This window comes from Anaeromyxobacter diazotrophicus, assembly GCF_013340205.1.
Classification (GTDB): Bacteria; Myxococcota; Myxococcia; order Myxococcales; family Anaeromyxobacteraceae; genus Anaeromyxobacter_A; species Anaeromyxobacter_A diazotrophicus.
The window spans coordinates 407,992-427,362 of sequence record NZ_BJTG01000002.1 but is presented as its reverse complement, the minus strand read 5'-3'; the positions used below and the strand labels follow the sequence as shown (position 1 = coordinate 427,362).

Genomic DNA, 19,371 nt, shown 5'->3' with positions numbered 1-19,371 from the left:
ACCCGGGAGCGCCATGGTCGCCCGCGTCATCGAGCTCTGCGCCCGCAACCGCCTGGTCGTGCTGCTGGCGGTGGCGGTGGCGACCGCCGCGTCGATCTACGCCATCCGGCACGCCAAGCTCGACGCCATCCCCGACCTCGGGGATCCGCAGGTCATCGTCTTCACCGAGTGGATGGGGCGCTCGCCCACGCTGGTCGAGGACCAGGTCACCTACCCGGTCGTCAGCTCGCTGGTGGGGGCGCCCCGCGTGGCCGGCGTCCGCGGCTACTCGATGTTCGGGATGTCGTTCGTGTACGTGGTGTTCGAGGAGGGCACCGACCTCTACTGGGCCCGCAGCCGCGTGCTCGAGCACATGAGCTCCCTCCGCGCCCGGCTGCCCGAGGGCGCGAACCCGGTGCTCGGCCCGGACGCCTCCGGCGTCGGCTGGGGCTTCCAGTACGCGCTGGTCGCCGACGGGCGCACCTCGCTCGACGAGCTGAGGACGTTCCAGGACTTCACGCTGCGCTACGCGGTCGGCCAGGTGCCGGGGGTGGCCGAGGTGGCGAGCGTGGGCGGGTTCCAGCGCCAGTACCAGGTGACGGTGGACCCGAACAAGCTGCGCGCCTACGGCGTCACGCTGGAGGAGGTGGCGGCGAAGATCCGCGACTCCAACAGCGACGTGGGCGGCCGCTCCATCGAGATGGCCGGCCGCGAGTACTACGTGCGCGGCCGCGGCTACATCCAGGACCTGGGCGCGCTGGAGCGGGTGGCGGTGCGCGCGCGCGGGCCCGCCGGCGTGCCGGTGCTGGTGCGCGACCTCGGCACGGTGCGCTTCGGGCCAGAGCTCCGGCGCGGGCTGCTCGAGTGGAACGGCGACGGCGAGGCGGTGGGCGGGATCGTGGTCGTGCGCTACGGCGAGAACGTGCTCGACGTGGTGGGCCGCGTGAAGCAGAAGCTGCGCGAGCTGGAGCACACCCTGCCGCCCGGGGTGAAGGTCGAGGTCGCCTACGACCGGACCGACCTCATCCACCGCGCCATCGGCACCCTGCAGCGCGCGCTGGTGGAGGAGGCGCTGGTGGTCGCCTTCGTCATCCTCGCCTTCCTCCTGCACGTGCGCTCGGCGCTCCTGCCCATCATCTCGCTGCCGGTCGCGGTCGCGCTCGCCTTCATCCCCATGGTGCTGCTCGACATCCCGGCCACCCTCATGAGCCTGGGCGGCATCGCCATCGCGATCGGCGCCACCGTCGACGCCGAGATCGTGATGATCGAGGCCTCGCACAAGAAGCTGGAGCACGCGCCCCCCGGCGCCGACCGCCGCGCGCTGCTGGCCGAGGCGGCGCGCGAGGTGACGCCGGCCATCTTCTTCTCGCTGCTCGTCATCGCGGTGGCGTTCCTGCCGGTGTTCACGCTCACCGGCCAGGCCGGGCGCCTCTTCCGCCCGCTCGCCTACACCAAGACGTTCGTCATGCTCTCGGCGGCGGTGCTCTCCATCACCTTCGCCCCGGCGCTGCGCGACCTGCTCCTCCGCGGCGAGATCCGCAGCGAGGCGCGCCACCCGCTCTCGCGCGCCATCGCCCGCGTCTACCGGCCGTTCGTGTTCGTGGCGCTGCGGAACCCCAAGTCGACCCTCGCCATCGGGCTCCTGGCGGTGCTCTCGGCGGTGCCGCTCGCGCTGCAGCTCGGCCACGAGTTCATGCCGCCCCTCGAGGAGGGCGACGTGCTCTACATGCCGACCACCTTCCCCAACCTCTCCATCGAGGAGGCCAAGCGGCAGCTGCAGCTCCAGGACCGCGTGTTCCGCGGCTTCCCGGAGGTGGCGAGCGTGTTCGGCAAGGCGGGCCGCGCCGAGACGGCCACCGACCCCGCCCCGCTCACCATGGTCGAGACCACGGTGCGCCTCAAGCCCGCCGCGGCCTGGCGCAAGCTCGAGCGCCGCCGCTGGTGGTCCGGCTGGGCGCCCTCGTGGCTCGCCCCCGCCCTGCGGCCGCTGTGGCCCGATCGCACCCGCATCACCTGGGAGGAGCTGACGGCCGAGATGAACCGGGCCATGCAGCTCCCCGGCTGGACCAACGCCTACACCATGCCCATCAAGGCGCGGATCGACATGCTCTCGACCGGCGTGCGCACCCCGGTCGGCGTCAAGATCATGGGCACCGACCTGGCCGAGATCGAGCGGGTGGGCGTCGCGCTCGAGGGGCTGCTCGCGTCGCTCCGCGGCACGCGCAGCGCCTTCTACGAGCGGAACGAGGGCGGGCTGTACCTCGACGTCGTGCCCGACCGCGACGCGCTCGCCCGCTACGGGCTCACCGTGGGCGACGTGCAGCGCACCGTCGAGGCGGCCATCGGCGGCGCGCCCGTCGGCGTCACGGTGGAGGGGCGGAACCGGTTCTCCATCAACGTGCGCTACCCGCAGCACCTCCGCGGCGACCTGGAGCGGCTCCGGAGCGTGCTCGTGCCCATCGGCGGGGCGGCGCCCTCCGGCAAGATGGGCGCGCTCGCGCCGCCGCGGGTGCCGGCGCTGCTGCTCGCGCAGATGGGCGGCGGGATGGGGGGCGGCGACGCGCCCGCCGGGCCGGTGAAGCGCCTGCCCCGGACCATCCCGGGCACCCTCTCCGACGCGCCGGCGCTGGAGTGGGACCAGGCCGTGAACCAGGCCGACCAGGGCACCCTGGCCGGCCTCGCCGGCGGCGCCGGGCGGCGGGCGCAGGCCTTCGTGCCGCTGGGGCAGGTGGCGGACGTGCGGATCGTGGGCGGCCCGCCCATGGTGCGCGACGAGGGCGGGCTCCTCGTCGGCTACGTCTACGTCGATCTCGACCCCGCGCGCGACGTGGGCGGGTACGTGGCCGAGGCGAAGCACGTCGTGCACGAGGCGCTCGAGCACGGCCGGCTCACGCTGCCGCAGGGGACCTTCCTGCGCTGGACCGGGCAGTACGAGGAGCTCGAGAAGATGGCGGAGCGGATGCGGCTCGTGCTCCCGGCCACGATCCTCATCATCGTGCTGCTGCTCTTCCTGCACTTCCGGAACTTCGTCGAGGTGCTGATCGTCCTCCTCTCCATCCCGTTCGCGCTGGTGGGGAGCGTGTGGCTCCTCTGGCTGCTCGACTACCGGCTCTCGACGGCGGTGTGGGTGGGGATCATCGCGCTCACCGGGCTGGCCGCCCAGACCGGCATCGTGATGATCGTCTACATCGACCACGCCTACGAGCGGCGGCGCAGGGCGGGCAAGATCCGCGACCTGTCCGACATCATCTGGGCGCACATGGAGGGCACGGTCCAGCGGGTCCGCCCGAAGCTCATGACCGTCGCCACCATGCTGGCGGGGCTCATCCCGCTGCTCTGGGCCACCGGCTCGGGCTCCGACGTCATGAAGCGCATCGCCGCGCCCATGGTGGGAGGCCTCCTCACCAGCGCCTTCCTCACCCTCGAGATCATCCCGGTCGTCTACACCTACTGGCGCCAGGAGCAGGTCCTCTGGGAGCGGCTCGAGGCGCTGGACGCGCGGCGGCTGGCGCGCCTGCGCTCCTTCACCCGCGTGCTCGGCACCGGCTGGGCGCTGGCGGCCGCGGTCGCGGTGGCGGCGCTCTACGTCGCGCTGCCGCGCCTCGCCTGGGCGGCGGCGCTGGCGCCGGCGGCGGCCTGCGTCGCGCTCGGCTCCTTCGCCTACCTGCGCGAGCGCCCCGCCGCGCGCCGCCTGGTGTGGCCACCCGCCTCGACCGCCGCCGGGCGCGCCGCCTAGGGGGTCTCGGAAGCGCGCACGCGCGCTTTGACGCCGCCGCCGCCTTTCGATAGAACCGCGCGCGACCCCATCGTCTAGAGGCCCAGGACGCAGCTCTCTCAGGGTTGAAACCGGGGTTCGAATCCCTGTGGGGTCAATCGGTTGCACGGCGGCGAGCGGGGAGGCACGCACAGCTCCCCACGCCGCCGCCGTTGCCCGCCGGGTGAGCCGAAGCTAGCGTCGCGCGCGCGTGTCGCCGCTCCTCGCCCTCGCGCTCGGGGTCCTGGCCGCCGGCGCCGCCGGCGCGGCGTGCTGGCTCGTCTGGCGCCGCTTCCGCCCCGCCCCGCGCCCCCTCCGGCGCGCGCCCCACCTCCGCCACCCGCTGGTCCTGGTGCACGGGCTCATGGGCTTCGACGCCGTCGAGGTGCGCGGCGTCCGGCACGACTACTTCCGCGGGCTGCCGGACCTCCTCGAGGCGCAGGGGTGCGCCGTCCACCGGCCCCGGGTGGCCGCCACCGGCTCGGTGGCCGCCCGCGCCGAGGCGCTCGCCGCCTGCGTCCGGGCCCTCCCCGACCGCAAGGTGAACATCCTCGCCCACTCCATGGGCGGCCTCGACGCGCGGTACGCGGTGAGCCGGCTCGGCCTCGGCGACCGGGTCGCCTCGCTCACCACCGTGGCGACGCCGCACCGCGGCACCCCGCTCGCCGACCTCGGCACCGAGGTCCTGGGCGAGCGCCTCGGCCTGCGCTGGGCCCTCACCCGCCTCGGCGTGGACGTGGACGGGTTCTACGAGGTCACCAGCGCCCGCACCGCCGCGCTCGGCGCCGCGGCCCCCGACGTGCCCGGGGTCGCCTACGGCTCGGTGGTCGGGGTGGCCGCCCGGCGCCGCGAGACGCACAAGCTCCTGCTGCCGGCGTGGGCGTACCTGCGCTCCGCCGCGGGGGCGAACGACGGCCTCGTCCCCGCCAGCTCGCAGCCCTGGGGCGAGGTCCTGGCCGAGATCGACGCCGACCACTTCGCCCAGATCGGCTGGTCGCGCCACTTCGACGCGCCCGCCTTCTACGAGCGGCTGCTGGGGGAGCTGCGCGGGAGGGGGTTCTAGGCGAGGACTCTTTGACAGCCGCGGCCCCGGCGGCTAGTTTCCGGCGCTCCGACCCCATCGTCTAGAGGCCCAGGACTCGGCCCTTTCAAGGCTGCAACCGGGGTTCGAATCCCCGTGGGGTCAACCTCTTCGTCGAGCGCCGCCGCGGCCCTTGACGAGCCGGACCCGGCGCGTGCGCTCCGCTAGGGCAGCCGGAACTGGATCCCCGCCCGGACGTTGTTCGCGACGCAGCCGCCCTCGACGCCGATCCAGGCGAGCTGCCACATCGTCCGGTACGGCTGCGGCAGCAGGCGCGCCACGGTCACGTGCAGGAGCAGCGTCCCCACGAAGTACCCGGTCACGGTGGCGGCGGCCGGGCGCCGGCCGAGGATCGGGTTGTTCTCCACGTATCTCGGGTCGGCGCTGATCCGCAGCGTCTGCGACATGTCGAGGAGATGGAGGGTGGCGCCGGCCGCCTCGATGACCGTGTCCTTCACGGTCCACGTGCTGGCCCGGGCCGGAGCGGCCACCAGCACCAGGAGTGACAGCAGCAGCCACCGCTGGGTCCGCTCGATCCTCATGCTCCCCCCTGGCGGATCTCGACTATCCGTCAACGCAGGGGAAGCCCCCCGCCGACCGACCGGGCGAACCGCCCGCTGGCGTCAGAAGATGGTGCTCCCCGGCGCCGACGGCAGCCGGGCGGCGCCCCCCGCCCCTTCACGGCATGGGGCCGAGCAACCTCGCGCGGGGCGCGCTCGCGCCGCCCACGGAAACCTGCCCGCCGGTCCGCGTCCGTGGTAGACGCCGGGGGCGATGACGCGACTCGTCTTCTGGCTCTGGATCGCGGGGATGGTCCTCGCGGTGGCGGTGCGGGTCCTCACCCGCAAGCGCAGGCGCCGGTGATCGCGCCCCGCACCCGCGCCCTCCTGGCGGCGCTCATCGGCTTCGGCCCCGGCCTGGCGTGGTTCGCCGCGGTGGCGGTGCGCTACCGCGCCAGCCCCGACCGCACGGCCGCGCTCGCGCTCGGCGCCCTGACCGCGCTCGGCGTGGTGGGCCTGTGCGGCGTCTTGCTCGCCTGGTTCCCCTACACGGTCGAGCGGCTCGGCTTCCGCCGCCTCGGGGCCTGGCTGCGGAGCTGGTGGGACGAGGACGCGCGGTAGAGGTCAGCCGGCCGTCGCGAGCCGCGCGAGCAGCTCCAGCGCCAGCTCCTCGCTCACCCGGCGGACCTCCTCGATCTCGGCCGGGGTGATCCGGTCCAGGTGGATCCCGCACGCCACGGTCACCACGCCGCGCGTCGCCGCCGCGAGCCGCGCCGCGATCTGCCGGGCCAGCTCGTCCTCCCGGTGGCCGAGGATGGCCAGGACGGAGGTGGTCGCGCCGGCGTCCGCCCGCGGCTGGCTCACCGCCACCGCGCCGACGTGGGGGCGGTCCCCGCCCGAGAGCGTCACCGCGAGGTCCGCGCCCAGCCGCACGGCGGTCAGGCGCAGGGCCACGCGCCCGCGCGCGAGCGCCAGCTCGATCACGGCGCCCTCCCGGCTCCGGCGCGCCGCCCGCCGCTCACGCCGCGTGCGACCGGGAGGCGAGCCGCGACATGAGCAGCACGTCGGTGCGCTCCTCCCACCCGAGGCGGCGCCAGAACGCGCGCGCGGCCGCGTTCGACGGCAGCACCATGAGGTGACACTTGTCGACACCCTCGCGCGCGAGCGCCTCCGCGGCCGCCAGCGCGAGCGCGCGCCCGAGGCCGCGGTGGCGGTGGGCGGGCGCGACCGCCAGGTGGTGGAGGAACCCGCGGCGGCCGTCGGTGCCGCAGAGGACGGCGCCGGCCAGCTCCGCCCCCACCTCGCAGACGAAGCTCAGCCCGGGGTTCCGGTCGAGGTAGCGGGTGATGGGCTCGCGCCGGTCGTCCGCGTCCCGCAGCACGATCCCCTCGCAGGAGCGCCACAGCGCCAGCGCGCGATCCACGTCGTCCGGGGCGAACTCGCGGACGCGCACCCGCGGCGGCCGCGGCGCGGGCGCCGCGCCCTCGCTCGCCGCCGCCCCGTCCGCCGCGAGGCGCTTCATCATGCAGACGGCGCTCGCCGGGCAGAGCGTCTTGAACTCCGGGCTCTCCCGCACCGGCCCGGGCACGTGCTCCCGCGCCACGCGCGCGAACCCGGCGCGCTCGAAGAACCCCTCGGCGGTGGTGGTGAGGAGGTAGACCTCGCGCACCCCCTTGGCGCTGGCCTCCGCCAGCACCCGGCGCGCGAGCTCGCCGCCGAGCCCCTCCCCGTGCCGCGAGGGGACGACGGCCAGGGAGCGGAGGAGCGCGTTCGTCCCGTACAGCTCGAGCCCGACGAACCCGACGAGCGCCTCGCCCGCGCGGGCCGTGGTGAAGCTCTGGTGAGGGGCGCCGACGTCGTCGGACGGCAGCCCGAGCGCCGCCAGGACGCGCCGGATCTCCCCGAGATCCCCGGCGGCGGCCGGGGCGAAGCGCAGCTGTTCCATCGGCCCAGCATACCGCGCCCGCGGCCGCAGGGTAGCGGTCGCCGCCGGGCGCGCCGGGCTTCCGGCTAGAACCGGCCGCCGAGGCGCACCGTACGGGCGGTGAGCACCGGGTAGCGCTCGGTGGTGTTGAGCCCGTCGGTGGCGGCCACGCCGCGCGAGTCTCCGAGCGCGTGCGCCGCGCCGAGCGCCCCGCCGATGAGGATGCCGGCACCGGCGCCGATGGCGATGTCGCGCCCGTAGTTGCCGTTCTCCAGGAGCCCGATGCCGACGCCGACGACCGCGCCGGCGAGGCCGCCGTAGAGCGCGCTCATGAGGATGGTGCCGCCGCCGGAGGCGTCGGTGGCGCCGACCGCCTCGCGCTCCACCGGGGCGAGCGGCGGGAGCGCCGCGAGCGCCGTGCGGCTCATGGCGGCGGGCGGCGCGCCCTCGTCACCGGCGCGCGCCGCCCCGGCGGCGGCGGAGAGGGCGAGGACGCAAAGGACCAGCGTGACGCGGTGCATGTTTCCCCCCAGTGCGCGCGAGGCGCGCTCGTCTGTAAGCTCGGGGCAGACCGGCGCGCGCGCAAGCGAGCGCGGGCGGGAGTCGGACGCCGGCCTCCCGAGGGGATGCGAGGGGACGGCGCCCGGCCGGCCGGGCGAGCGTCCGGGGCACGGCGCACGCCTTCCGGCGGAGCGGCGCCGTCAGCCCTCGCGCCAGGGCTCGGAAGCCCGCAGCGCGGCGACGATGGCCCGGGTGGAGGGGGAGCGGTTGAGCGTGTAGAAGTGGATGCCCGGCGCGCCCCGGCGCAGGAGGTCGGCGCACTGCAGGCCGGCGTACGCGACCCCGAGCTGCAGCGAGCCCTCGGCGTCCTCCCGGCGCACCTGCATCGCAGCGCGCAGCCGGGGCGGGATCTCCGCGCCGCACAGGGCCGTGAACCGCTCCACCTGCTCGACGGCCGTGAAGGGCATGATGCCCGGCAGCACCGGCAGGGCGATGCCGGCGGCGCGCGCGCGCTCGACGAACCGGAAGTAGTGGGCGTTGTGGAAGAAGAGCTGGGTGACGAGGAAGTCGGCGCCGGCGTCCACCTTGAGCTTCAGGTGGGCGAGGTCGCGCGCCAGGTCGCGCGTCTCGACGTGCCCCTCGGGGTACGCGGCCGCCCCGACGCAGAAGCTCCAGCGCGCCGGCTCCGCCCGGATGAACGCCACCAGCTCGCTCGCGTAGCGGAAGCCCTCGGGGTGCGGCTCGAAGACGCGCTGCCCGCGCGGCGGGTCCCCGCGCAGGGCGAGCACGTTCTGCACGCCCGCCGCCGCCAGCTCGTCCAGCACCTGCGCCAGCTCCTGGCGCGACGCGCCGGCGCAGGTGACGTGCGCCACCGTCTCCACCTCGCTCTCGCGCTTGAGCCGGGTGACGAGCTCGAGGGTCCGGGCGCGGGTCGAGCCGCCCGCGCCGTAGGTCACCGACACGAAGCCGGGCGCGAGCGGCCGGAGCGCCTCGACCGCCTCGAAGAGCTGGCGCACCCCGTCCTCGGTGCGGGGCGGGAAGAACTCGAACGAGAAGACGGGCTCGCCCCGCTCGCGCGCGAAGCGCAGGATGTCGGTGACCTTCACGCCGCGCAGGTTACCATCGCACCGCCATGAGCTCGACCCCGAAGCGGCCCCGCTACATCACGCCCGAGGGCTACCAGCGGATCGCGGCCGAGCACGACCGCATCTGGACCGAGCTGCGCCCCCGCGTGGTGGCCGAGGTCGAGGCGGCCGCGGCGCTGGGCGACCGCAGCGAGAACGCGGAGTACATCTACGGGAAGCGCAAGCTGCGCGAGCTCGATCGCCGGCTCCGGTTCCTCTCCACCCGCATGGACGAGCTCACGGTCGTCGACCCGCGCCCGCACCCCTCCGGCCGCGCCTACTTCGGCGCCTGGGTCACGGTCGAGGCGGAGGACGGCGAGGAGAGGCTGTACCGGCTGGTCGGCCCGGACGAGGCGGACGCCGGGCGCGGCCTGCTCAGCGTCGACGCGCCGCTCGGGCGAGCGCTCCTCGGGAAGGCGGAGGGGGACACCGTCCGGTTCGAGCGCCCCGCCGGCCGGGTGGAGATCACGGTCGTCGAGGTGCGCTGGACCGCGCGCTGATCCCCGGCCCCCCGCGCGCCATGCCGCGCTGCCGCTCGCCCGACGCCTCCCTAGCCTTGGGAGGTGAGGCTGCGGGGCACGAAGGCGCGGGTCGACGACGCCCTGGCGCGGCTGGCGGGCCCCGGGGTGCGGCACGTGCTCCGCCCCCTCTCGGAGCGCGGCCGCCTCCGGCCTGGACCGCTGGAGAGCGGGCGGCGGCTCCTCCTGGTTCAGCTCGACGGCGTCTCGCGGCGCCGGCTCGAGTGGGCGATGGACGCGGGCCACATGCCGTTCCTCGCCCGCCGGCTGCGGCGCGGGGAGAGCGGGCTCGCCAGCGCCCGCGGGGGCGTCCCCGCCTCGACCCCCGCCTTCCAGGCCGGCCTGCTCTACGGCGTCTCGCCCAGCGTCCCGGGCTTCGTCTGGTACGACCGCCGCAGCGGGCGCGAGATCCGGATGGACCGCGCCTCCGACGCCGCCGCCATCGAGGCGAGCCTCTCCGAGCGCCACCGCCCGCTCCTCGAGGGCGGGACGTCGTACTTCTCCATCTTCAGCGGCGGCGCCGCGCTCCCGCACTTCTGCCTCTCGGGGCTGGCCGGCGAGTACGGCCTGGAAGAGCTCGCCGGCGGCTTCTCCGGCTGGGACGCGCTGGCGAGCGCCCTCGTCCACACGGTCACGGCGGCGCGCACGGCGGGCCGGGCGGCGCACGAGCTGGCGCTGGGGCTGTGGCAGGGCGCCGCCTGGTCGCTCACGCTGGGGCGGCTGAAGCACGAGCCGCGCTTCCTCCTCCACCGGCTGCTGGTCGGGGCGCTCATGCGCGAGCTGGCGGTGGAGGGCATCCTCATCGACGTCGCCCGCGGCGTCCCGATCGTCTATTGCGACCTGCTCGGCTACGACGAGTTCGCGCACCGGCGCGGGCCCGACGCGCCCGAGGCCGTGTCCCAGCTCCGCTCCATGGACCTCGCGCTGGCCGCCGTCTACGCCGCCGCCGAGGCGGTGCCGTCGCTGCGCTACGACGTCTACGTCTTCTCCGACCACGGGCACGTCGCCACCAAGCCCTTCGAGTCGTTCACCGGCCTCTCCCTGCCCGAGTACCTGGCGCTCGCCGACGGCGGCGTGGCGGTGCCGCGGCGGCTCGGGGGCGAGGAGGCGGTCCGGCTGGCGCAGACGCGCGCCGTGCGGGCCGCGCTCTCCACCTGGCCCGCCGCGTTGCGCGTCCGCCTGGGCCGCGGCCTCGACCGACTGGAGCGGGGGGTCATCGGGCACGCCCTCGGGTTCGCCCGGCTGGACCGCGTCGTGACCGCGGAGGCGGGCGACCTCGCCCACGTCTACTTCACCGACGAGCGCGCCCCCATCGACCTCGAGGCGGTGCGGCGGCGCCACCCCGGGGTGCTCTCCGCGCTGCGCGAGTCGCGCGCGGTGGGGATCGTGGTGGCCCGCCAGGGCCGGCGCGGGGTGGCGCTCGCGCGGGGCGAGGAGCTCGACCTCGCGCTCCCGGCGGACGTGGCGCGGCTGCCGCACCCCGACCCGGCGCTGCTCGCCGGCTACCTGGCGGACCTCGTCTCCCTCCCGCACGCCGGCGACCTGGTCGTCCTCGGCTGGCGCGGCGAGGGGCAGGTCCCGGTGGCCTACGCCTGGGAGTTCGGCTCGCACGGCGGCGTGGCGCCCGAGGAGCTCGAGACCTTCTTCGTCCACCCGCCCGGCTGCGCCCTCCGCTTCGGCGACACCGTGCGCCCCGACGCCCTCTACCGGCTCTTCGACGAGGCCTACCGCACGCCGCGGCGCGCCCCCGGCCAGCGCGGCGCGGCGGCGGCGCGGCGCGGGAGCGCACCGTGAGGGTCCTGTCGTGGAACATCCACGGCATGCGCGGCCGGGACGGGCGCGCCGATCCGGAGCGGGTGGCCCTGGTCATCGAGGAGACGCGCGCCGACGTGGCCGGCCTGCAGGAGGTGGGCGCGCTGGGCGGGCCGGGCGAGCTGCTCGATCCGGCGGGGACGCTGGCCCGCCTCACCGGCCTCGCGCAGGCCTTCGGCCTCACCGAGCTGCGCGGCGGCTATCCCTACGGGAACTGCATCCTCTCGCGGCACCCCATCGCCGCCACCCGCAGCTACGACCTCTCGGTCCCGCGCCGGGAGAAGCGCGGCTGCCTGCGGGCCGACGTCGACCTCGGAGCGGGCGCGCTGCACGTCTTCAACGTCCACCTCGGGCTCGACCGGCGCGAGCGGCGGCGCCAGGCGGCGCAGCTCCTGTCGGCGGACATCCTGCGCGACACCGCGCTCGCCTACCCGCTCGTGCTGCTGGGCGACTTCAACGCGTGGTCGAGCCGGTCCGCCGTGCCGCGCTGGATCCGGCGCCAGCTCGCCGACGCGGCGCTCGCCGCCGGGAGCCCGCGCGCCACCTTCCCGTCGGCGTTCCCGCTGGTCCGCCTCGACCGGGCGTACGTGGGATCGGCGGTGCGCGTGCTCGGCTGCTCGGTGCACGACACCCGGCTCGCCCGCCTCGCCTCCGACCACCTGCCGGTCGTGGTGGACCTCGAGCTCGCGCCCGCGGCCCGCCGGCCCCCACCGGCCCGCCCCGTCGCCACCCAGGGGGTCACCACCGAAGTGCGTTAGCGCGTCGCGCCGGGCGTGCGCAGCTTGAGCGCCGGGCGGAGATCGAGGGGGTTCGGCATGGCGGACGGCGCGCGGCTCGACATCCAGGAGATCCTCGAAGGGCTGGGGCAGCGCGTCCAGGAGCGCCCCTACCCCATGCTCGCGCTCGGCGTGTTCGCGGGCTACGTGGCGGGAGGCGGGTTCTTCTCGAAGCTGACCCGGCCGATGGCGCGCGCGGCGCTGGGCGCCCTGCTCGTGCCGGGTGTCCGCGAGCGGCTCCGCGGGGTGGCGGCCGACCTGGGCGCGAGGGCGCCGGCCGCGCAGGCGTAGCTGAGGGCTCAAAACGAGGGGGAAGCCATGACGTGGAGCGACGTGTCGGATCTGCGCTGGAAGGACATCAAGAAGGCGGTGAAGGGGATGGACCGGGACGACGTGCTGCACCGCCTCGGCCTGGAGCAGCACACGCCGACGAGCGACTTCTTCACGGGGCTCGGGCTGTTCGCGGTGGGCGTGCTGGTGGGGGCCGGGCTGGGCGTGATGTTCGCGCCGAAGCCGGGCGCCGAGATGCGCAGCCAGCTCTCCGGGACGCTGCGGAGCCGCGGCAGCCGGATGGCGGACGAGCTGGGACAGCGCGTCGCCGGCGAGCACGGCGAGGGCGCGTCCTCGCGGATCTCCTAGGCCCGGCGCCGCTCAGGGGGCCGGAGGGGCCTCGTCCTCGCCGGGCGAGGCCCTCTCCTTGACGAGCGCGCCCAGCCGCGTCCAGAGCGCGTCGGTGCCGGTGCCCTCGACCGCCGAGCACGGCACGACGTCGTCCGGCGCGAGCGCGAGCGCCAGCGCCGCGCCGCGGGCGGCGGCGAAGCGTCGGCTCTTCGGGAGCTTGTCCATCTTGGTGGCGGCGACGAGCACGCGCCGGCCGTGCGCCTGCAGGAAGGCCAGCGCCTCGCGGTCGCTCTCGGGCGGCTCGTGCCGGGCGTCGACGATGAGCACCACCGCCACCAGCCGTTTGCGCTCCCGGAGGTAGTCCTCGATCATCGCCGCCCAGCGATCGCGCTCGGCCTGGGGGACCTTGGCGAAGCCGTAGCCGGGCAGATCGCACAGCGCCAGCGCGCGCGGGCGCGCCTTGGGCGAGTCCTGCCGCAGCACCTTGAAGAACTGGAGCGCCTGCGTCCGCCCCGGCGTGGCCGACACCCGCGCCAGCCCGGTGCGCCGGACGAGCGCGTTGAGGAGCGACGACTTCCCGACGTTGCTCCGGCCCACGAAGGCGATCTCGGGCCACGGCTCCAGGGGCCACTCGTCGCGCTTCGTGGCCGTCTTCACGAACTCGGCGGAGATCACCTTACCGGCCACGATTCACTCTCCGTGCCCGCGGCGACGGGCACCTTCGGCCGGCTCGCGGCCGTGGGCGATGAGCGGCAGCTTGTGCGCGTAGTCGAACCGGGTCAGGCTGGGCGCCGACTCGGTGTGGCAGGCCAGGCAGGTCTTCTCGCCGGGCTCGACGAGCCCGACCGCCCGGGCCAGCTCGCGGTCGCGCATGACGTAGGCCTGCGCGTACACCCGGCCCCCGCCGTGGCAGGTCTCGCAGCCGACCCCGCTCGCGCCCTTGTCGGCGTCGGGAGCGTGGCAGGAGGTGCACCGGCGATCCTGGCGCTGCGCCTCGGTGAGGCTGGCCGTCGCCCGCGCGTGCGGGCCGTCCTTCCAGGCCTCGTAGGCGGAGGGGTGGCAGGCCTTGCACGTCTCGGCGCCGATGAGGTCGGCGCCGGCGGCGAGCGCGGGCAGGAGGGCGGTCAGCGCGAGGGCTCGGAGCACGGGCGCGGGAGTATAATGCCTCATGCTCCTCCTCCGCCTCCTCGTCGCGCTCGCCGTCGTCTCCGGGGCCGCCCCCGCGCTCGCCTCCGGGCGCGGCTGGCAGGGCGTCACCCCCGGCGCGACCACCGAGTCCGAGGTGACCTCCCGCTTCGGGCCCCCCTCGACGCAGGGCAAGCTCTCCGGCCGCAACGCGCTCGTCTACAAGGGCGACCAGGCCATCTCCGGCACGCGCCAGGCGCAGTTCTTCGCGCGCGACGACGGGGTGGTGGTGGAGGTGGTCGTCTTCCCGGTGAACGCGCTCGACAAGGAGACGGTGGAGGGCACCTACGGCAAGCCGTCGCAGAAGGCCTTCACCGACGACTTCCGCACCGTGTGGATGTACAAGCCGACCGGGATCACCGTCTACTTCGGCAAGGAGGGGACGGTCGAGGCCATCAGCTTCAAGCCGCTCGCCGGGGAGAAGCCGGTGGCGGGCAAGGCCGCCCCGTCGCCCTAGGGCGGCGCGCGCGAGGGGTGGACGTGCGCGTCATCGGCCTCACCGGCGGCATCGCGAGCGGCAAGAGCACCTTCGCCGCGGAGCTGCGCGCGCTGGGCGCCCCGGTGGTGGACGCCGACCAGCTGGCGCGCGCCGCGGTCGCGCGGGGGTCGGCGGGCCTGGCGGCGGTGGTCGGCGCGTTCGGGGCGGAGGTCCTGGGCGAGGACGGCCAGCTCGACCGGCGGCGGATGGCGGCACGCGTCTTCTCCGACCCCGCCGCCCGGGCGCGGCTGGAGGCCATCGTCCACCCCACGGTGCGGGCGCTCTTCCGGAAGGAGCTGGCGCGCCTCGCCGCGCGCGGGGAGCCGCTCGCCTTCTACGACGTGCCGCTCCTCTACGAGGCGGGGCTCGAGCGCGAGGTGGAGCTGGTGGTGGTGGTGTGGACGCCGCGGGAGGTCCAGCTCCGGCGGCTGGCCGCGCGCGACGGCCTCTCGCGCCCGGAGGCCGAGGCCCGGCTCGCGGCGCAGACGCCGCTCGACGAGAAGGCGGCGCGCGCCGACGCGGTGGTGGCGAACGACGGCGCGCCGGCCGCCCTGGCGGGGAAGGCGGCGCGGCTGCTCTCGGATCTGCGGGCGGGCCTCACCCGAAGGCTTCCCAACGCGGCGGCGCCGCGCTATTGACCCTCGGCATGGGGGAGCGCGGGCAGGTCGTCCTCGTCACCGGCTGGCCAGGCTTCATCGGCCGGCGGCTGGTGCGCCGCCTGGCCGAGCGCCTCGACCCGTCGCGCGACCGGCTGGTGCTCTTCACCCGCCCGCCCCACGCCGCCGCCGCGCGGGCCGAGCTGGCGGCGCTCGGGATCGCCGGCGAGGTGCTCGAGGGCGACGTGGCCAAGATGCACCTCGGGCTGTCGGGCGAGGAGTACCGCCGCCTGGAGGGGCAGCTCACCTCCATCTGGCACCTCGCGGCCGTCTACGACCTCGGCGCCGACGCCGACACGCTCCGCGCCGTGAACCGGGAGGGCACGCGGCACGTGCTCGAGCTGGCCCGGGCGGCGGAGCGGCTGACGCGGCTGCACCACTTCTCCACCGCGTACGTGTCGGGCGACCGGCAGGGCGTGATCCTGGAGGAGGAGCTGGAGCACGGCCAGCGCTTCCACGACGCCTACGAGCGCTCGAAGTTCGAGGCCGAGCGCCTGGTGCGGCGCGCCATGCCGGAGCTGCCCGCCACCGTCTACCGCCCCAGCATCGTGGTGGGCGACTCCCGCACCGGCGAGGTGGATCGCTTCGACGGTCCGTACTACCTGGCCATCCTGCTCGTGGCCTCGCCGCTGGGCGTCCCCCTGCCGCTGCCGGGCGACGGGGTGGCCCCGCTCAACGTGGTGCCGGTCGACTTCGTGGTGGACGCCGCGCTCGCCATCGGCGCCCACCCGGCGGCGGTCGGGAAGACCGTCCACCTGGTCGATCCCTCCCCGCTCTCGGCGCGGACCGTCTACGAGCTCATCGCGGCCCGGGCCGGCAAGGCGCTCCCCTCCGTCACCCTGCCCCACCGCGCCGTCGAGGCGGTGCTGGGGCTGCCGCTCCTCGAGCGGCTGGTGCGCCCGCACCGCAACGCCATCCGGCTCGTGAACCACCTCGCCATCTACAACTGCCGCCACCAGCTCGAGCTGCTCGCCGGGACCGGGCTCTCCTGCCCGCCCATCACGAGCTACCTCGACCGCCTCATCGAGTTCGTGCGCGGCTACTACGCCGCGCCGCCGCGACCGCCGGCGCGGGACGAGCTCGAGGACCCGCTCGACCGCCCGCCCCGGTAGGCCGGCCGCGCCCCGCCGCGGCGCGAGGAGGACCCGTGAAGCCCCTCTCCGAGTTCAAGGCCGGCGACGTCTTCGAGCTCACGCGGAGCTGCGATCGCTACCGGCCCGTCTACTACGCGGCCGTCTCCGGCGACTTCAACCCCATCCACGTGGACCCGGAGATCGGGCGCCTGGCCGGCCAGGGTGGCGCCATCCTCCAGGGGATGTGCACCATGGCCTGGCTGGCCGAGGCTTGCCTGCGCTACTTCGGCGATCCGGGGCGCGTGACCGCGCTCTCGGCCCGCTTCGCCCGGCCGGTGAAGCCGGGCGACACCCTCCGCTTCGAGGGGCGCTGCGTCGCGGTCGAGGGGCGGCGGATCCGGGTGGCGGTGACCGCCACCAACCAGCGCGGCGAGGAGGTCCTCGCGCGCGCCCAGGCCGAGGCGCTCGTCGAGGAGGAGGCGCCGTGACGGGCCGCGCGCACGTGGGCCGCCGTTACGGTCCGTACCGCTACACGGTGGGCCTGGAGGAGATCCGCGACTTCGCCGTGACGGTGGCGGGCGGCGTGCCCGGCCGCGTGTTCGCCGGCGAGCCGCCGGAGCCCCCTCACCCGCTCTTCGTGGACGCGGCCGCCGCGCGCGCCTCGCGGCACGGGGGGATCATCGCGCCCCCCACCTTCTGCGTCCGCTTCGCCATGCAGCCGTTCGCGGAGGCCTGCGCCGACCCGGCGCTCGGCCTCGACCTGGTGCGGCTCGTCCACGGCGAGCAGGCCTTCACGTTCGGCGACCCGGTGCGGCCCGGGGACGTGATCGACACCTCGGGCGAGATCGCAGACCTCTCCGAGAAGGCCGGGATGACCTTCCTGACCGTGCGGACGGTCAGCGTGAACCAGCGCGGCCGGACGGTGGTCGAGGGGACCTGGACGGCGGTGGTGAGGCCGTAGGCCACCGCGGCGGCACGGCGCACCAGGACGGGCGTCCCGCGTCCTCGGGATGGTCCAGACACACCCTGAGTCACGCGCGCCGCGGCGCCGCGCCCGCGGGGCGCGGGCCGGGCGCGGCACGTCGCTCGCACCCTCGGCCGCCGGGCGACTCACGCCCGCCTGCGAGGAAACCATGACCCAGGACTCTTCCCCCGAAGGGGCCACCGCGGCGCGCGGCGCCCGCTTCTGCATCCTGGGCGTCGGGCCCCACCTCGTCGCGCTGGACGCCGGCGCGGTGCAGGAGATGTTCGTCCTGCCGCCCATCCACCGGCTGCCGGGCTCACGCCCGCACCAGCGCGGCGTGGCGGCGCTCCGGGCCGGGACCCTGCCCGCCGTCGATCTGCGCGTCTGCCTCGGCCTCCCCTCGGCCACGGCGGCGCTCGAGGAGCTCCTGCAGCTCCTCCGCGACCGCGAGCAGGATCACCTCCGCTGGCTCGCCGAGCTCACGGCCTCGGTGCGCGAGGACCGGGCGTTCGGGCTCGCCACCGACCCGCGCAAGTGCAAGTTCGGGCAGTGGTACTACGCGTTCCGCACGGACGACGCCGTGCTGCGCGGTGAGCTCGAGCGCTTCGAGAAGCCGCACGCCGCCATCCACGCGCTGGCGGACGAGGTGGCGGCGCTCCGGACCGGCGGGCGCGCCGAGGAGGCGCTCCAGGTGCTGGAGCGCGCGCGCCAGGGGCTCCTCGCCGAGCTGGTGCGGCTCTTCGAGCAGCTCCGTGACGTGGTGCGCGCGCAGCACCGGGAGATCGGCGTGGCCATCGCCGGCGGCGGCCGCTCGGCGGTCGCCATCGTCGACCGCGCGGAGGCGGTGACCGACCTGACGCTCGTGGAGGGCGACGACCCCCTCGAGGCCTCGCGGCTCGGCTCGGCCCTCGTGACCCGCACCGCGCGCTGGGCCGCGGCGAAGCAGCCGGTGTTCGTGCTCGACGCCGCCCGCCTCGCCGCGGGCGACTCCGGGCGCGCCTAGGCCGAGGCGGCGCGCGCCGGGCCGCCCCCGTCCCTACGCCTCGTCGTCCTCGCCCGTCCCGAGCAGCGCGCCCAGGCTCGGGCCGCCCGGCCCGGCGCCGAGCTTCCGCACCGCCTCCAGGTGGTGGATGAGCAGCGCGCGGTTGTCGCCGACGTTCAGGTTCTGCAGCTCGAGGGCGCCGATGCGGTCCTCGGGCGTGAAGGCCGGCTCCTCCACCCGCTCCATCGACAGCTTCTCGGGCGCGTAGCTCATGTACTCGGCCTTGGTGGCCACGATCGTCCAGTCGTCGCCGCGCCGCAGCTCGACCTTGACCGACCCGGTGACGGCCGGCGCCACCCAGCTCGTGAGCGCCCCGCGCAGCATGAGCGCCTCCGGGTCGAACCACTTGCCCTCGTAGAGGAGCCGGCCCAGGCGGCGGCCCAGGGTGAAGTAGAGGTCGAGCGTGTTCTCGTTGTGGATGGCGGACAGGAGCCGCTCGTAGCCGAGATGGAGGAGCGCCATCCCCGGCGCCTCGTAGATGCCCCGGCTCTTCGCGTCGATGACCCGGTTCTCGATCTGGTCGCTCATCCCGAGGCCGTGGCGCCCGCCGATGCGGTTCGCCTCCAGGAAGAGCTCGTAGGGCGACGAGAAGCGCTTGCCGTCGATCTCGACCGGCTGGCCCTGCTCCCAGCCGATGGTGATCTCCTCGGCGGGAATCTGCACCTCCGGCCGCCAGTGGGCGACGCCCATGATCGGGTGCACGATGCGCATGCTCGAGTCGAGCCGCTCGAGGTCCTTCGCCTCGTGGGTGGCGCCGAGGACGTTGGCATCGGTCGAGTACGCCTTCTCGGTCGCCATCTTGTAGGGCAGCCCGCGGCGCACGAGGTACTCGCTCATCTCCTTGCGGCCGCCGAAGGCGGTCACGAAGTTCTGGTCGAGCCACGGCTTGTAGATGCGCAGCTCGGGGTCGACGAGCAGGCCGTAGCGGTAGAACCGCTGGATGTCGTTGCCCTTGTGCGTCGAGCCGTCGCCGAAGACGTGGACGCCGTCCTCGCGCATGGCGCGCACGATGGCGGTGCCGGTCACGGCGCGGCCGAGCGGCGTGGTGTTGAAGTACTTCTTGCCGCCGGCGGAGAGGTGGAAGGCGCCGCACTGGATGGCGGTGATCCCCTCGCGCACCATCGCCTCGCGGCAGTCGACGAGCCGCGCCTTCACCGCGCCGTGCTGCAGCGCGATGGGCGGGATCTCGGCCGGGTTGGCCTCGTCCGGCTGCGCCAGGTCGGCGGTGTAGGCGTGGACCGCCATGCCCTGCTCGGACATCCAGGCCACGGCGCAGCGGGTGTCGAGGCCGCCGCTGAACGCGATGCCGATGGGCGTGCCCTTGGGAGGGAGCGACTTGTAGATCCGGCTCATGGGTGTGCGACCTAGCAGAAAAGCGCGCGC

The 19,371-nt window shown here is 75.4% G+C and carries 22 protein-coding genes and 2 tRNA genes; 16 read left to right on the top strand and 8 right to left on the bottom strand.

The window, feature by feature from the left end:
- The first annotated feature begins 13 nt into the window (after nt 1-13).
- From HWY08_RS04970 to HWY08_RS04955, 4 genes are all read left to right on the top strand, one after another.
- Complete coding sequence (locus HWY08_RS04970; protein ID WP_176063538.1) at nt 14-3,715, top strand: efflux RND transporter permease subunit; 3,702 nt, start codon at nt 14-16, stop codon at nt 3,713-3,715.
- A 63-nt stretch (nt 3,716-3,778) separates the two neighbouring features.
- A tRNA-Glu gene (locus tag HWY08_RS04965) sits at nt 3,779-3,851 on the top strand.
- A 93-nt stretch (nt 3,852-3,944) separates the two neighbouring features.
- A complete protein-coding gene (locus HWY08_RS04960; RefSeq protein ID WP_176063536.1) occupies nt 3,945-4,796 on the top strand; it encodes a lipase family alpha/beta hydrolase in 852 nt (283 codons plus the stop codon).
- 50 nt (nt 4,797-4,846) lie between these two features.
- Nucleotides 4,847-4,919: transfer RNA gene (locus HWY08_RS04955), tRNA-Glu, on the top strand.
- A gap of 59 nt (nt 4,920-4,978) precedes the next feature.
- On the opposite strand, the gene HWY08_RS04950 is transcribed toward HWY08_RS04955, so the two are convergent.
- Nucleotides 4,979-5,356 (bottom strand): hypothetical protein, encoded by a 378-nt coding sequence (locus HWY08_RS04950; protein ID WP_176063534.1) that lies wholly within the window; start codon nt 5,354-5,356, stop codon nt 4,979-4,981.
- A gap of 318 nt (nt 5,357-5,674) precedes the next feature.
- Between HWY08_RS04950 and HWY08_RS04945 the strand changes: the two genes are divergently transcribed.
- Nucleotides 5,675-5,935, top strand: coding sequence for a hypothetical protein (locus tag HWY08_RS04945; RefSeq protein ID WP_176063532.1), 261 nt, complete (start codon nt 5,675-5,677; stop codon nt 5,933-5,935).
- A 3-nt stretch (nt 5,936-5,938) separates the two neighbouring features.
- On the opposite strand, the gene lpdD is transcribed toward HWY08_RS04945, so the two are convergent.
- The 4 genes from lpdD to metF all read right to left on the bottom strand — a co-directional run bounded on the left by lpdD (nt 5,939) and on the right by metF (nt 8,845).
- Nucleotides 5,939-6,298: a prenylated flavin chaperone LpdD gene (gene lpdD / locus HWY08_RS04940; protein WP_176063530.1), complete on the bottom strand. Its 360-nt coding sequence runs from the start codon at nt 6,296-6,298 to the stop codon at nt 5,939-5,941.
- 34 nt (nt 6,299-6,332) lie between these two features.
- Complete coding sequence (gene arsN2, locus HWY08_RS21600) at nt 6,333-7,259, bottom strand: arsenic resistance N-acetyltransferase ArsN2 (RefSeq protein WP_209005117.1); 927 nt, start codon at nt 7,257-7,259, stop codon at nt 6,333-6,335.
- A gap of 65 nt (nt 7,260-7,324) precedes the next feature.
- Entirely contained in the window at nt 7,325-7,759 is a 435-nt protein-coding gene (locus tag HWY08_RS04925; protein ID WP_176063528.1) for a hypothetical protein, read from the bottom strand.
- 180 nt (nt 7,760-7,939) lie between these two features.
- Nucleotides 7,940-8,845: a methylenetetrahydrofolate reductase [NAD(P)H] gene (gene metF, locus HWY08_RS04920; RefSeq protein WP_176063526.1), complete on the bottom strand. Its 906-nt coding sequence runs from the start codon at nt 8,843-8,845 to the stop codon at nt 7,940-7,942.
- Between the two features lie 26 nt (nt 8,846-8,871).
- Between metF and greB the strand changes: the two genes are divergently transcribed.
- The 5 genes from greB to HWY08_RS04895 all read left to right on the top strand — a co-directional run bounded on the left by greB (nt 8,872) and on the right by HWY08_RS04895 (nt 12,608).
- Nucleotides 8,872-9,363 carry a transcription elongation factor GreB gene (gene greB / locus HWY08_RS04915; RefSeq protein ID WP_176063524.1) on the top strand — a complete coding sequence of 164 codons (492 nt, stop codon included), beginning with the start codon at nt 8,872-8,874 and terminating at the stop codon, nt 9,361-9,363.
- A gap of 63 nt (nt 9,364-9,426) precedes the next feature.
- Complete coding sequence (locus tag HWY08_RS04910) at nt 9,427-11,175, top strand: alkaline phosphatase family protein (protein WP_176063521.1); 1,749 nt, start codon at nt 9,427-9,429, stop codon at nt 11,173-11,175.
- The gene (locus HWY08_RS04905; RefSeq protein ID WP_176063519.1) at nt 11,172-11,951 is read left to right on the top strand and encodes an endonuclease/exonuclease/phosphatase family protein; all 780 of its coding nucleotides are present in this window, start codon (nt 11,172-11,174) and stop codon (nt 11,949-11,951) included. The genes HWY08_RS04910 and HWY08_RS04905 overlap by 4 nt, the downstream gene beginning before the upstream one ends.
- Before the next feature lie 57 nt (nt 11,952-12,008).
- Entirely contained in the window at nt 12,009-12,260 is a 252-nt protein-coding gene (locus HWY08_RS04900) for a hypothetical protein (protein WP_176063517.1), read from the top strand.
- Between the two features lie 27 nt (nt 12,261-12,287).
- The gene (locus HWY08_RS04895) at nt 12,288-12,608 is read left to right on the top strand and encodes a YtxH domain-containing protein (RefSeq protein WP_176063514.1); all 321 of its coding nucleotides are present in this window, start codon (nt 12,288-12,290) and stop codon (nt 12,606-12,608) included.
- A gap of 12 nt (nt 12,609-12,620) precedes the next feature.
- Here the strand turns inward: HWY08_RS04895 and yihA are convergent, their stop codons facing one another.
- Together yihA and HWY08_RS04885 are read right to left on the bottom strand one after the other, a co-directional pair.
- Nucleotides 12,621-13,277, bottom strand: coding sequence for a ribosome biogenesis GTP-binding protein YihA/YsxC (yihA, locus tag HWY08_RS04890; protein ID WP_176063512.1), 657 nt, complete (start codon nt 13,275-13,277; stop codon nt 12,621-12,623).
- Nucleotides 13,278-13,280: 3 nt separating this feature from the next.
- Nucleotides 13,281-13,736, bottom strand: coding sequence for a multiheme c-type cytochrome (locus HWY08_RS04885; protein ID WP_235969462.1), 456 nt, complete (start codon nt 13,734-13,736; stop codon nt 13,281-13,283).
- A gap of 22 nt (nt 13,737-13,758) precedes the next feature.
- Here HWY08_RS04885 and HWY08_RS04880 point away from each other — a divergent pair, with 22 nt between their 5' ends.
- From HWY08_RS04880 to HWY08_RS04855, 6 genes are all read left to right on the top strand, one after another.
- Nucleotides 13,759-14,232, top strand: a complete 474-nt coding sequence (locus HWY08_RS04880; protein ID WP_235969461.1) for a hypothetical protein — start codon at nt 13,759-13,761, stop codon at nt 14,230-14,232.
- A 23-nt stretch (nt 14,233-14,255) separates the two neighbouring features.
- Nucleotides 14,256-14,891, top strand: a complete 636-nt coding sequence (gene coaE / locus HWY08_RS04875; protein WP_176063509.1) for a dephospho-CoA kinase — start codon at nt 14,256-14,258, stop codon at nt 14,889-14,891.
- Nucleotides 14,888-16,021 carry an SDR family oxidoreductase gene (locus tag HWY08_RS04870; protein WP_235969460.1) on the top strand — a complete coding sequence of 378 codons (1,134 nt, stop codon included), beginning with the start codon at nt 14,888-14,890 and terminating at the stop codon, nt 16,019-16,021. The genes coaE and HWY08_RS04870 overlap by 4 nt, the downstream gene beginning before the upstream one ends.
- Before the next feature lie 35 nt (nt 16,022-16,056).
- Nucleotides 16,057-16,470: a MaoC family dehydratase gene (locus HWY08_RS04865; RefSeq protein WP_176063507.1), complete on the top strand. Its 414-nt coding sequence runs from the start codon at nt 16,057-16,059 to the stop codon at nt 16,468-16,470.
- On the top strand, nt 16,467-16,943 hold the full coding sequence (locus HWY08_RS04860; RefSeq protein WP_176063504.1) for an FAS1-like dehydratase domain-containing protein: 477 nt from the start codon (nt 16,467-16,469) through the stop codon (nt 16,941-16,943). Before HWY08_RS04865 ends, HWY08_RS04860 begins: the two co-directional genes overlap by 4 nt.
- A gap of 172 nt (nt 16,944-17,115) precedes the next feature.
- Nucleotides 17,116-17,949 (top strand): CZB domain-containing protein, encoded by an 834-nt coding sequence (locus tag HWY08_RS04855; RefSeq protein WP_176063502.1) that lies wholly within the window; start codon nt 17,116-17,118, stop codon nt 17,947-17,949.
- Nucleotides 17,950-17,982: 33 nt separating this feature from the next.
- On the opposite strand, the gene argG is transcribed toward HWY08_RS04855, so the two are convergent.
- The gene (argG, locus tag HWY08_RS04850) at nt 17,983-19,341 is read right to left on the bottom strand and encodes an argininosuccinate synthase (protein WP_176063499.1); all 1,359 of its coding nucleotides are present in this window, start codon (nt 19,339-19,341) and stop codon (nt 17,983-17,985) included.
- Nucleotides 19,342-19,371: the final 30 nt, after the last annotated feature.